The following is a 12,446-nucleotide window of genomic DNA, read 5'->3' as shown; positions in this document are numbered from 1 at the left end:
CTCTGCAGAGAAAATGCACCAAGGCCAGGCGCCTATTTGAATTGATAGGCCCTGACATAATCGACAAACATGAAGCAGGGATCCGGGGCGACCATTTTGGTGACGCTGTCGACGATGCCCAGATTCAAAAGAATATACATCGGCTGGCGATGTTCCGGCAGGACTTTGGTCTTCCAAACGAATTTGCCGTCGAAATACATGCGTATGAAATCGGTATCGATCTTTACGCCGTAGGTATGCATGTCCGTCGGGCTTGTCGTTTCATAGACATTGATGCGCGAAAAATCGGACTCATGCTTGCCGCCGCGGTGCCAGACATGCACAGTGGAGGAATAGGCGCCCGGCTTGTCGCCATAATATTCGATGACATCGATTTCGGCCGTGGATTTCGAGCGGTCCTTGCCGATCAGCCAGAAGGCCGGCCAGACACCGGGGCCGTCCGGCAAGCGGGCGCGCATTTCGAAATAGCCGTATTCCTGTGAAAAGCCGTTGCCCTTCGCATCGACCGAAGCGAGCAGACCGGAGCGCCACTCGCCTTTGCCGTCGCGCGCCGCCGTGATGCGCAACATACCGTCTTCCGTCTTGAAGGGGAAATCGCCCTTGGGGTCGGTAAAGCGCGCGCCGCCGAAATCGCCGTTCCAGGGTGTGTGCGCGATCCAGCGGGTGCCCGGCCCCCAGGGTGAGACGCTGAGGCTATCGAAATTATCCTCGAAGGTCAGCGTCATATTGCTGATGTCGAGCGCGTCTCCCGTGTCGCCCGCTTGCGCGGCAAGATCGCTGCCGAGCAATGCAAGCGTGGCGCCAAAGCCTGCACGCAGAAATCCGCGGCGGCCGATCGACCATGATCGTCTATGTTTGAACAAGTGATCCATGCTCTGACGCTAACGCGGCGGCGCCTATCCGGTACAGAACCCATTTCGGTTTATGCGGTACCCCAAAGGGCTTAAGCGCGGCGGAAATACAAGCCAGCCGGCGCCGTGATAGTTTTTGTCCTGATGAAATAGACGATATTTCGGAGCGGACGGCATATGAATTTCATGGGTTTACTAACGTTTGTCGTCGGCGTGGCCATGCTGGCTGCGCCCGTTCGATGGTCGTTTACCGTCATGATCCTGTCTACGGTGTTCGGCGCGGCTGCCGCCTTCAGCGTGCCGGGCCTTGGCGGCGCATCGGTTCTGGTGCCGAGCCTTTTTCTGCTGTTCTTCGGCATGCGCTTGTTCCTGGCCTATGGCGAAGGACCGCTCTTTGCTGCCTTGGCGCCGCCGCGTCCCGGTTTCTGCCTTCTGGTGCTGACCCTCTTCGGCTTGGCAACAGCCGTCTTTTTCCCAAGGCTGTTCCAGGGCATGACGGAGACGATGACCGTCGAGCGGGCGGTAGGCGGGCGCAACTTCATTTCGCTGGTGCCGCTGAAGTTTTCGTCAAACAATATCACTCAATCCGTCTATGCGATTGGTGGCCTCGTCTGCTTTGCGGCCACTTTCGCCTTCATTCGCAAAGGCGGCACTCCCACCAATCTGATCAATGGAATGCTGGTGGTCGCCAGCGTCAATCTCGGTTTCGCCCTTGCTGACATTATTACGTATTTCAGCCACACGGAATTCCTTCTCGGTTTCGTGCGAACCGCCAACTATGCGCTGCTGACCAACGCCGAGAAAGGCGGACTGAAGCGGATCTCGGGGACATTTCCTGAAGCGTCGGCCTTTGCAGATTTCACGCTCGTGCTTTTTGCGATGACGGCCAGTCTATGGCTAAGCGGCATCAGATCCCGCGCGACCGGCATTATCGCCGGCCTGCTTCTGGTGGCCCTGATCCTCTCGACATCGGCGACAGCCCTCGTCGGCCTTGGCCTGGTCCTGCCGGTGCTTTGCCTGCAATCTTTCCTGGCTTCGCGCAACGAACCAGGCACCGGGCGGCCCGTCATGATCGTCGCCATCATGGCGGCAATGCCGCTTGTCATTCTCTTCGTTCTGATCGCCATGCCCGATCTTGCCAACGGCTTGCACGACTTCCTCGACGAGATGCTGTTCTCGAAAGCCGACAGCCAGTCCGGTCGCGAACGCTTCATGTGGAATTCCATGGCCTATCAGACATTCATCGACACCCAAGGCTTCGGCGCGGGACTGGGCAGCGCGCGTGCATCGAGCTTCGGCCTCGTGCTGCTTTCCAATCTCGGCATTCCCGGCGCGCTGATCTTTGCGCTCTTCGTGCTGCTGATCCTGAAAGCCGATACCCGGGCCAGGAACCTGCCATCCCGGGAAGCCGCGGCCGTTGCCCGGGCCGCGAAGGCCGGGTTCATCACCGTGCTGGTGTCCGCGGCCACGTCGGGCACCGTCTATGATCTCGGATTGATGTTCTACATTCTCGCAGGCAGCGTCTCCGCCCTCACGGTCCCAACTCTGGTGCGCACGAACGACGCGCCGGTGGCGCGCATGCGGCAAATTAGTGCTGTCGGGAGATTGCCGTGAAGATTGTCGTATTCAACGTCAAATACAGCGAAAATCTTGGAGACGGTCTGCTGGCGCAATGCGTCGAGGCTGGGCTGACCAAGGAAGGCGGCCATATCGAGGTGGAGACGATCGATCTCGCCGGACGGGAAGGTTTCGGGACGAGCGGAGGAAGCGGCCGGCGTCAGCAGGCTCTGAAGGTGCTGCACCGGCTGCCCGCCTTCGCACGGCGTTGGGCCGTAGGCTATGTTCTCGGGCGCTCGCTTCGGAAATTGCGAGGCCGATGGGATGCCAAGATCGCCGCTGCGGATGCGGTGGTGATTGGCGGCGGCAATCTCTTTCAAGATGACGATCTCAATTTTCCCCTGAAGGTCGGCACCGTGCTCGATAGCGTCCGGCGCCACAATCGGCCATTGGCGATCTATGCAGTCGGTGTCAGCGGCCATTGGTCCGCACCGGCGGCGCGCCTCTTTGGCCGGCTGAAGCAGACCAATCTCGTCCACCTCTCGGTGCGCGACAGCTTCGCCCAAGACAGTTGGCGCCGGCACTTTCCTAATGGGCCGGAAGCGACGGTCGTTCACGATCCAGGATTGCTCGCTCGGACGCTCGTCAGTGATGATTACAGTCCAGCGTCGCCGAAGCGCCGGCCAATCATCGGCCTGTGCGTGACGGAGCCGGTCATTCTGCAACGGCATGCCAGCCAGAAGGCCTCTGCCATTCCGCTGCAGGACATCGCCGAATATCGGGATCTCATTCGACTGTTGGTGCAGGATGGATATCGCGTGTGCTTGTTCTGCAACGGCGCCAGCGAGGACCAGATCTTCGCCCAACGAATAATGGACGAGGTCCTGATGCACCGTCTCGCCCTATCCGGCGCGCTGCAGCTCGCCCCGCGTCCACGCGCGCCGGAAGAGCTGATTCGGATCCTTCGGTCGGCCAATGTCATCCTTGCCCATCGGCTGCATGCCTGTATCGCCGCCTATTCCCTGGGGATTCCTCATGTCGGGCTGGGCTGGGACAAGAAGGTCGAGGGCTTCTTCCGATCGGTTGGCCGGCAGTCCTACTTCCTCAACGGCAGTGGGACGTCGGTATCCGATATTGCCCGATTGTTAAGGGCGGCTGATTCGGAAGGAATCGAATCGCACTACCATCGGGTGATTATGGCCGAGGCAGAAGCTGGAATTGCCGATATGCGTCGGAATCTCACCCGGAGGGATCAGAATATCGCCGCCGAGATGTCATCCGTAATACGAAATGATCATCGCGCAACGGCGTCGAATTAATACTAAGAAATTCCGGGGTAATTACCATGTATAATGAGCGATGTTAGATGCTTTAATCATATGACAGGCAAATTAACCGCCGCGTGATTTCGAAGAGAATTCACATAAGCAATATAGACTACGAGCCACGCCGAAAGTTGCGTGCTATATACTTGCCATACGTAACGTGATATACCTTCAAGGGACAGGTTATTGAGAACCTTCCCGATATGGTATTTGGTTCGGGGGCACGTATGACAACGCAGGTTTCCATAGGGCGTCTACAACAGGCCGTGAGTCCTGATCTATATCGTCAGAAATCAGAACTGACGGGCGGCATTCCGCGCACATATGCCCCCGGTGAAACCATCTACGATTATGACGACGATACGCCGCGTCTTCTTTTTCTCGTCAGCGGATGGGCGGTTTCCAGCAAGATGCTGCCAAACGGCACGCGCATCGTCATCGAGTTTGCGCTCCGTGGTGACATGATCTCCACTCCTTCGGTAGAACTGGCGCGCGAGACGGTACAGGCTCTCTCCAAAGTCACCGTCATGGAATTCCCGGATTTCACCTCCCATACAACCCTGGACGTTTCTTCGCGACTCTATCGCATCGTACTCACCGAGATGATGCGGCGGCAGGCGCGCATGTCCGAGCGGCTCGCTAATATCGGCCGCCGTGACGCTCTGGAGCGCACTGGCCACCTGCTGCTCGAGCTGGCGACCCGGCTTGGTCCGTTGCGGCTAAAGCCGAACTTCGATGGTTTCGAATGCCCGCTGACGCAAGCCGATATCGGCGATGCCGTCGGCCTGTCGACGGTACATATCAACCGCGTCCTCAGGGATATGAGGTTGGGCGGACTTTTGTCGTTCCGCAATGGCATCGTCGAATTTCTCGACCGCCACAAGCTCGCGGAACTCGTCGATTTCGACGAAACCTATTTCACGCCGCATATGATTTAAAGCCCGGCGCGAGCGCGCTCGCGTTATTTCAAGTCGATAACAATCGTGAGGCGAATATTTTTAGACTTTATTAACATATGTTAATGTCCGACTAAATAGAATCAGCGATTATCCTTCTTGTGATCAGGTAAGTTACATTTCAAGGACAGGAGGAATGCTATGAGTCAACACGAAATTTATCGGTTTGGTTCGGTATATCTATTCAGTTACTTTGAAATAATACCTACTCATATGGATTCTGAAGAATAGAGGCCAAGTGTGGAGTAAGGAGTAACGGCCATGGACAGGCAGTCTTTAGCGAATGAGAAATTTGGGACAGAAACAGCAACCCGTCTTATTTCAGTCCGCGCGTCGGATTCATTGCGGGCTTTCACCGCGGCAGGCGCGGTAAGCACCGACGAATGCGAGGACTATCTTCTCCTAATCGATGCCCGAGCTTTGGACAGGGAATGCCTGTCCCGGAGCCTGACGGAATATGACGAAAGCATGAATATCGTCACCGTCGGATCATTCGAAGAATGGCAGAAGCGCCGTATGCAGAGCGAACCGTCCGCAATTCTTTTCATGATCGGCGGACGCAAGGTTTCGGATGCAGACGTCTGCGATAAGATCTCCGCCCTTGCGGAGAGGTTCAAGGCAAGCCCCGTTATTGTCGGGGCTGAGAGCGACGAACTTGCGCAACTTCTCAAAGCGCTGGAATGCGGCGCTCGCGGTTACATCCCGACCAGCGTCGGAATCAATGTCGCCGCCGAAGCCGTAGCGCTCGCCCGTGCAGGCGGCGTGTTCGTGCCGGCCAGCAGCATTCTCGCTGCCAAGGAGGTCATCGCCTCTGTAACCAGCGGAACACGCTGCGCCGACAGTCTGTTTACGCCGCGTGAAGTCGTCGTCGCCGAAGCTCTTCGGCGCGGCAAGGCCAACAAGATCATCGCCTATGAAATGGACCTTTGCGAAAGCACGGTCAAAGTACATATCCGCAATATCATGAAGAAACTGAATGCGACGAACCGGACGGAAGTCGCCTACAAGATCAGGGAATTCGTGAGATAGTATCAGCTTCGCGCCAACAAGCTTCGCCGGTGCCGTTTAAACGCGGCGCTGGCGAAATATTTTTTAACCTCGAATATTCGGAACGCTTGAACCTACAGCCTCGCTTGAATTCTGCGGAATGGATTGCAGCAGCGTCTGTCGCGCCGAGGCAAGATGGGTGCGGCAAGCCCTGTCGATCCGCTCCAGATCGCGGGATTGCAACGCCTCGATATAATCGAGATGTTCGGTGATGGCGCGCGCATTGCGCTCTCGAGCGAAGGCCTTGTTCCACTGATAGTGATAGTGAAAAACGATGGCGATCGCGTCGTAGAAATCGGCGATGAAGCGGTTGTTGGAGGCGCGATGGATGAGAAGGTGAAAGCGCTCGTCGAGCTGCGAGAAATCGCGATAACGCGCGTCGAAATCCTCTTGCAAGTCATAGTGCTCTTGCTTGATGGCCGCCAGAGCGGCCCAGGCCGGATGCCCTGCCGGCAGGCGCCCGAACTCGGCAGCCGAATGCAGCTCGAACATTTCGCGCACCTCGGCAAGCTCCAGAGCGAATTCGCTGGTAAACCCCTTCAGGATCCAATGACTGTTCGGCCGCTTTTCGATCAGACCGAAGCGGCTGAAGCGGATGAGGAATTCGCGCACGACAGACGTTCCCGTGCCGATTTCGCGCGCCAGCTCCAATTCGTTGATCTGCATTCCGGGCTGCGCTTCGTCGGAGAGGATGCGCAGCATGAAGCTTCGCTCGATGATGTCGTGCAGCGAATTGGTCTCTTCTTCCGGAAAGAAATCGGCTTCGGTCGGCTGACGCAGCACGGTCTTCTGCCGCTTGTTCCAGCGGATGATGCCAGCGTCACTTAGACGCAGCAGAATGGCGCGCGCCGTGCTGCGGCTAATGCCAAGCTCGGCAGCGATTTCAGGCTCGGTCGGCAAGGCGGCGTCCAGCTTCAGTCCGGCGACATAGCGATTATACGCATCCTTGAAGAGCGTGTTTTGTCTCGCCATTTTCCCCCTCTTTTATAGTCCGCGGCTCCACGTCGACGGCGATGTCTGACCCATGCTCGAGTGGCAGTCAAATTCGGGAATCCCGCCGGATGCGCCGCGGTCGTGTCCTCTCCTGTCGCGCCCGACCTCCTCCCAGGTTGGTGAGCGATTTCCTCGTTGACACCAAAATGTTTATTGTAGATAAAAAACAAAATCAATCGGCAATGGCCTCCAAGCCAACGCCGAAAAACAAGATTGTTCAGGGAGAGGACATTGAACAGCCAACCTTGGATCCTTCTGTCGGAAGGCGACAATGTTGCGGTGGCGACGGCCGCGATTGCGGCTGGTGCTACGGTCGCCAATGGGGTTGTGACACGCGACAAGATCGATCCCGGCCATAAGTTCGCCATTCAAGACATCGCCATCGGCATGCCCGTCGTGAAATACGGCCAGGCAATTGGCCGCACGACGGCCGAGGTCAAGGCTGGCGATCATGTCCACAGCCATAACCTTCACTTCGAAAATGATCGCCTTGCTGCGACCGCCAACGCGGCGCCGGAAGCAGCAACTGAGGCCGACAAGGCTCGGACGTTCATGGGCTTTCGCCGTGCCGACGGCCGGGCGGCAACGCGCAACTATATCGGCATCATTGCCAGCGTGAACTGTTCCACAACGGTTTGCCGCGCCATTGCAGAAGAGGCAAACCGGACGCTCCTGCCCCATTATGACGGCATCGATGGTTTTGTGCCGATCGTCCACGACCAGGGTTGTGGCATGAGTTCGACCGGCGACGGCATGCAGACGCTGCATCGCACGCTTGCCGGCTACACCCGTCATGTGAATTTCGGCGGGGTGCTGATGATCGGCCTCGGCTGCGAGGTCAACCAGCTCACGCTTTATGGCCAGAGCGGCGCCGGCGCCAGCAAGCGGCATTTCAACATTCAGGATGCCGGCGGCTCGCGCCGTGCCGTGGCGCTTGCCATGGGTGTCCTGAAGGAGATCGCTGAGGAAGTGGGTCAGGCCCGTCGCGAGCCCATCTCGATCAGCGAGATCATCGTCGGCCTGCAATGCGGCGGCTCCGATGGTTTCTCTGGCATCACCGCCAATCCGGCGCTGGGTGCCGCGGCCGATTTGCTGGCGGCTGCGGGCGGCACAGCGATACTGTCAGAGACCTCCGAAATTTATGGTGCGGAGCATTTGCTGCGCAGCCGCGCGGTTAGCGACTCAGTCGCCGCCAAACTCGATGCGAAGATCGACTGGTGGGAAAAATATGTCGCCATGCACGGCGCCTCGCTCGACAACAACCCCTCACCCGGCAACAAGCGCGGCGGGCTTACGACCATTCTGGAAAAGTCGCTCGGCGCTGTCGCCAAAGGCGGGCGCTCGCAGCTGACCGCCGTCTACAGTTACGCCGAACGGGTAACGGACCATGGCCTCGTCTTTATGGACACGCCCGGTTATGATCCAGTTTCGGCAACCGGCCAAGTGGCGGGCGGAGCGAACATGATCGCCTTCACGACCGGCCGCGGCAGTTGTTTCGGCTCTCGTCCGGCGCCATCATTCAAGCTGTCGAGCAATTCGGCGCTTTACCATTCCATGGAAGAGGACATGGATATCGATTGCGGTACCATTGCCACCGGCGAGGCAACGATATCAGGCAAGGGCCGTGAGATCTTCGAACTAATCATCGAGATCGCATCGGGCAAGAAGACGAAAAGTGAAGCCTTCGGCTATGGCGACAACGAATTCGTGCCGTGGCATCTCGGAGCGACGCTTTAGACAAGCAGTGCATGCCATGCCGCGGCGCCCAGGCTCCTCGATGAGCCAGGTGCGGCGGAACCGAACGACAGTCATCACAAGGGAGAGGTGATGAAGAGAAGAAGAATCGGCAGGACAAGCCTGGAGGTCACCGAATTCAGCTTCGGGGCCGCAGCGCTCGGCGGTCTTTACCGCACCTGCCCACGTGACCAGGCCATGAACACCCTGCAGGCGGCGTGGGATAGCGGCATCCGCTATTTCGATGTTGCGCCTTGGTACGGCTTCGGTCTCGGTGAACGCCGCGTCGGCGATTTCCTGCGCGACCAGCCGGAAGACAGCTATGTCCTTTCGACCAAGGTCGGGCGGCTGATGCGGCCGGTTGCGAGCGACAAGGTCCCGAACTACGGCTATGTCGACCCCCTGCCCTTCGATGCGGATTACGATTATTCCTACGACGGTATCATGCGGTCGGTCGACTTCAGCTATGCCCGCCTCGGCCTCAACCGCATCGACATTCTCTACGTCCACGATATTGGCGGCTACACCCACGGCAAGGCGCTGAATGAATATCACCTCGGCCAGCTCCTGGGCTCCGGGCTGAAGGCATTGGAGGAGCTGAAGTCCTCGGGCGCGATCAAGGCTTATGGCCTCGGCGTCAATGAAGTGCCTGTCTGCCTCGACGTCATGCATGAGGCCGACATCGACTGCATTCTTCTTGCCGGCCGCTATACCCTGCTCGACCGTTCGGCGGTGGCCGAGCTGCTGCCGCTCTGCGAGAAGAAGGGCACGTCGCTTGTGGTTGGCGGCGTCTTCAATTCCGGCATTCTGGCGACCGGCCCCGTGCCCGGCGCGCATTTCGATTATCTTCCGGCGACAGCGGATGTTCTGGCCAAGGTCAAGACGATGGAAGATATCGCCCGCCGCCATGACTTGCCGCTTGCCGCACCGGCGATCCAGTTTCCGCTTCGCCATCCGTCGGTGGCTTCGGTGCTGATCGGCACGGCGAAACCGGAAAGTCTCATCCGCAATATGCAGCTCGTGGAGCCTGAGCTTCCGGCCAGCTTCTATGCGGAATTCGAAGGATTGACCCTGGTCGCGCCACCCTTGGGAGACGAAGCTGTCCGGGTTTGAAAAAGAATAAGGAGCTATCGGGCCGCCGCGAGAGGCGGCTCCGAGGAGGAGGAAAGCCTGTTTTGGCGTGGATGGTACCGCGTGGTCCCGAAAAATATGAGGATTGCGCAACGAACATCTCCGCGATGCGTGAGCCCGTCAGGGCTCACGATACCGAGCCGCAAGCGTTCAACGGCCGGTATGCAGGAGCAGAGCGCGTTGAGAGGAGAAATCAATGAACATCGCCAAATCCCTTCTGTCCCGCCGCACTTTTGCCGGTCTTGCCGGCGCGGCGATCATTGCCGTCGCCATGCCGGTGCAATCCTTTGCGGCCGATGTGACCATCCCGATCATCGTCAAGGATACGACATCCTTCTACTGGCAGATCGTTCTTGCCGGCGCTCGCCAGGCGGGCAAGGATCTTGGCGTCAAGGTGCCGGAACTCGGCGCCCAGTCGGAATCCGACATCAACGGTCAGATCAGCATTCTCGAAAACGCCGTTGCCGGCAAACCGGCAGCCGTCGTGATCGCGCCGACCGAACGCAAGGCACTCGGCAAGCCGGTGGATGAGGCCGCGAAGTCCGTGCCAGTGGTCGGCATCGACTCGGCCGCCGATTCCAAAGCCTTCGTATCCTTCCTGACGACCGACAATACGGCCGGCGGGCGCATCGCCGCTGACGGTCTTGCCGCAGCGATCAAGGGTATGACCGGCAAGGAAGAAGGCGAAGTTGCCATCATCACCAGCCTGCCGGGTGTCGGCTCGCTCGACCAGCGCCGCCAGGGCTTCCTGGACGAGATCAAGAGCAAGTATCCCGGCCTGAAGGTCGTCGCCGATAAATATGCCGACGGTCAGGCCACGACCGGCCTCAACATCATGACCGACCTGATCACGGCCAATCCGAAGCTTGTCGGCGTCTTCGCCTCGAACCTGATCATGGCGCAGGGCGTCGGCCAAGCGATTGCCGAAAACAAGCTCGGCGACAAGATCAAGGTCATCGGCTTCGACAATGACGACAAGACGGTCGGCTTCCTGAAGTCCGGCGTTCTCGCCGGCCTCGTCGTCCAGGACCCCTATCGCATGGGTTATGACGGCATCAAGACGGCGCTCGCCGCCTCCAAGAAGGAAAAGGTCGAGGCTAATGTCGACACCGGCGCAAACCTCGTGACCAAGGCGAATATGAGCGATCCGAAGATCGACGCCTTGATCAATCCGAAGGTCAAGTAACCAGCTGAGGGTCGCGCCTGGGAGGCCGGGCGCGGCCTGTTTTCATTCCAGCTTCGTTTGCGGAGACGAACGGAGCGAGTGATCGGTTAAGGGAGGAGAGCCATGACGAACCTCGAAGAGATCAGTCATCGACACGATGACAATATCCGGACGGAAGCAAACCGCGTTCCGGCGGGTTCGCCCATCCTCGAACTCAGAGGCCTGCAGAAGCGCTATGGCTATGTCGAGGCGCTGAAGCCCGCGACGATCACCTTCCTGGCGGGCGAGATCCACGCCATTGTCGGCGAAAACGGCGCGGGGAAGTCGACGCTTATCAAACTCCTGACCGGCGTCATCACCAGGACGGCGGGTGAAATATTCTGGTGCGGTCATCCGGTCGGACTTTCCAATCCGAACGAGGCGATCGCCCGCGGCATCAATGCCGTGCATCAGGAGGTGGTGCTCTGCCCCCATCTGACCGTCGCGGCCAATCTTTTTCTTGGCGATGAGGTCAATCGCTTGGGGCTGATGCGCAAGAAGCAGATGGAGAAGCTGGCGCAGACCGTGCTTGACGATCTTGGCTTTGGCCTGCCGGCAGCCGCGCTGCTAAGCTCGCTCACCATCGGCCAGCAGCAGCTCGTGGCCACCGCCCGCGCCGCAATGCGCGGTACCCAATTCCTGATCTTCGACGAGCCGACGGCTTACCTTACCCGCAAAGAATCCGCGCAGCTCTTCAAGCTGATCCGCCGCCTGCAGGCCGAGGGCGTCACCATCGTCTATATCAGCCACCGTATGGAAGAGGTCTTCGAACTGGCGGACCGTGTCTCGGTCTTGCGTGACGGCACCCATGTCGGCACGCGCGCGGTCGGCGAGACCAATGAGGACGAGTTGATCAAGCTGATGATCAACCGCTCGATCGAGCAGATCTATCATAAGGAAGAGATCCCGATCGGCGAGACCATCCTGGAAACCCGCGGTCTCTCCGGTCCCGGCTTTGAAAATGTCTCACTGAGCGTCCGGGCCGGCGAGATCGTCGGGCTCTATGGCTTGATCGGCGCCGGCCGCAGCGAATTCGCGCTTGGGCTTTACGGCCGTCAGCCGCTGTCGGCGGGCGAGATCTACTGGCACGGCCGGAAGGTCGATATTCGCAGCGAACGGGATGCCATGGACCTCGGTATTGCGCTCGCGCCGGAAAGCCGCCGCGATCAGGGGCTTTGCCTCAACCTGCCGATCGGACTCAATATCAACTTGCCGGTGTTTAAGCGACTGAGCCAGGGGCCTATCATCAACAATAGCAGCGAAGCGGCCAATGCCGATCGGCAGATCCGCGATCTCAGCATCAAGACGCCGAGCCGGCGGGTTCTCGTTTCAGCCATGTCTGGCGGCAACCAGCAGAAGGTCGTCATTGGCAAGTGGCTCAGCCACGGCGCCAAGCTCTTCATTTTCGACGAGCCGACCGTGGGCGTCGATGTCGGCACCAAGGCGGAGATCTACCGGTTGTTCGCCAAGCTCTTGCGGGGTGGCGCGGGCATCATCGTCATCTCCTCCTACCTACCGGAGGTCTACGAGCTCGCCGACCAGCTCCATGTCTTCCGCCGCGGCCAGCTCGTCGCCAGCCATGATTTTCACGCTGCCACGCACGAGGAAGTCCTCGGCGAGGCGATCGGCGTCTGAACGACACATAAGA

At 59.0% G+C, this 12,446-nt stretch carries 10 protein-coding genes; 8 read left to right on the top strand and 2 right to left on the bottom strand.

The genetic code is table 11. The annotated features are described in order from the left end of the window. Positions 1 to 32: 32 nt before the first annotated feature. Complete coding sequence (locus tag NXC24_RS27980) at positions 33 to 863, bottom strand: glycoside hydrolase family 16 protein (protein ID WP_245464180.1); 831 nt, start codon at positions 861 to 863, stop codon at positions 33 to 35. A 174-nt stretch (positions 864 to 1,037) separates the two neighbouring features. Here NXC24_RS27980 and NXC24_RS27975 point away from each other — a divergent pair, with 174 nt between their 5' ends. The 4 genes from NXC24_RS27975 (at position 1,038) to NXC24_RS27960 (ending at position 5,718) form a co-directional block, all read left to right on the top strand. Next, entirely contained in the window at positions 1,038 to 2,465 is a 1,428-nt protein-coding gene (locus NXC24_RS27975; protein ID WP_104827870.1) for an O-antigen ligase family protein, read from the top strand. Then, entirely contained in the window at positions 2,462 to 3,727 is a 1,266-nt protein-coding gene (locus NXC24_RS27970) for a polysaccharide pyruvyl transferase family protein (protein ID WP_158704568.1), read from the top strand. The genes NXC24_RS27975 and NXC24_RS27970 overlap by 4 nt, the downstream gene beginning before the upstream one ends. Before the next feature lie 272 nt (positions 3,728 to 3,999). Continuing rightward, on the top strand, positions 4,000 to 4,671 hold the full coding sequence (locus NXC24_RS27965) for a Crp/Fnr family transcriptional regulator (RefSeq protein WP_158704567.1): 672 nt from the start codon (positions 4,000 to 4,002) through the stop codon (positions 4,669 to 4,671). Between the two features lie 486 nt (positions 4,672 to 5,157). Further along, positions 5,158 to 5,718, top strand: coding sequence for a response regulator transcription factor (locus tag NXC24_RS27960; RefSeq protein ID WP_311319463.1), 561 nt, complete (start codon positions 5,158 to 5,160; stop codon positions 5,716 to 5,718). 63 nt (positions 5,719 to 5,781) lie between these two features. On the opposite strand, the gene NXC24_RS27955 is transcribed toward NXC24_RS27960, so the two are convergent. Further along, complete coding sequence (locus NXC24_RS27955; RefSeq protein WP_104826634.1) at positions 5,782 to 6,708, bottom strand: GntR family transcriptional regulator; 927 nt, start codon at positions 6,706 to 6,708, stop codon at positions 5,782 to 5,784. Positions 6,709 to 6,960: 252 nt separating this feature from the next. Here NXC24_RS27955 and NXC24_RS27950 point away from each other — a divergent pair, with 252 nt between their 5' ends. The 4 genes from NXC24_RS27950 to NXC24_RS27935 all read left to right on the top strand — a co-directional run bounded on the left by NXC24_RS27950 (position 6,961) and on the right by NXC24_RS27935 (position 12,433). After that, on the top strand, positions 6,961 to 8,466 hold the full coding sequence (locus NXC24_RS27950) for an altronate dehydratase family protein (RefSeq protein ID WP_104826633.1): 1,506 nt from the start codon (positions 6,961 to 6,963) through the stop codon (positions 8,464 to 8,466). Positions 8,467 to 8,556: 90 nt separating this feature from the next. Next, a complete protein-coding gene (locus NXC24_RS27945; RefSeq protein WP_104826632.1) occupies positions 8,557 to 9,576 on the top strand; it encodes an aldo/keto reductase in 1,020 nt (339 codons plus the stop codon). Between the two features lie 214 nt (positions 9,577 to 9,790). Beyond that, positions 9,791 to 10,780 (top strand): ABC transporter substrate-binding protein, encoded by a 990-nt coding sequence (locus tag NXC24_RS27940; protein ID WP_104826631.1) that lies wholly within the window; start codon positions 9,791 to 9,793, stop codon positions 10,778 to 10,780. Positions 10,781 to 10,882: 102 nt separating this feature from the next. Continuing rightward, complete coding sequence (locus tag NXC24_RS27935; RefSeq protein WP_104826630.1) at positions 10,883 to 12,433, top strand: sugar ABC transporter ATP-binding protein; 1,551 nt, start codon at positions 10,883 to 10,885, stop codon at positions 12,431 to 12,433. Positions 12,434 to 12,446: the final 13 nt, after the last annotated feature.

Source organism: Rhizobium sp. NXC24 (assembly GCF_002944315.1).
Lineage (GTDB): Bacteria > Pseudomonadota > Alphaproteobacteria > Rhizobiales > Rhizobiaceae > Rhizobium.
This window is presented reverse-complemented; position numbering and strand designations above follow the sequence as displayed.

What these genes read in the sequence shown, in the direction of transcription:
- NXC24_RS27935 (WP_104826630.1), top strand. Translation starts at nt 10,883, where the DNA reads ATGACGAACCTCGAAGAGATCAGTCATCGACACGATGACAATATCCGG.
- NXC24_RS27940 (WP_104826631.1), top strand. Translation starts at nt 9,791, where the DNA reads ATGAACATCGCCAAATCCCTTCTGTCCCGCCGCACTTTTGCCGGTCTT.
- NXC24_RS27955 (WP_104826634.1), bottom strand. Translation starts at nt 6,708, where the DNA reads ATGGCGAGACAAAACACGCTCTTCAAGGATGCGTATAATCGCTATGTC.
- NXC24_RS27975 (WP_104827870.1), top strand. Translation starts at nt 1,038, where the DNA reads ATGGGTTTACTAACGTTTGTCGTCGGCGTGGCCATGCTGGCTGCGCCC.
- NXC24_RS27960 (WP_311319463.1), top strand. Translation starts at nt 5,158, where the DNA reads ATGAATATCGTCACCGTCGGATCATTCGAAGAATGGCAGAAGCGCCGT.
- NXC24_RS27945 (WP_104826632.1), top strand. Translation starts at nt 8,557, where the DNA reads ATGAAGAGAAGAAGAATCGGCAGGACAAGCCTGGAGGTCACCGAATTC.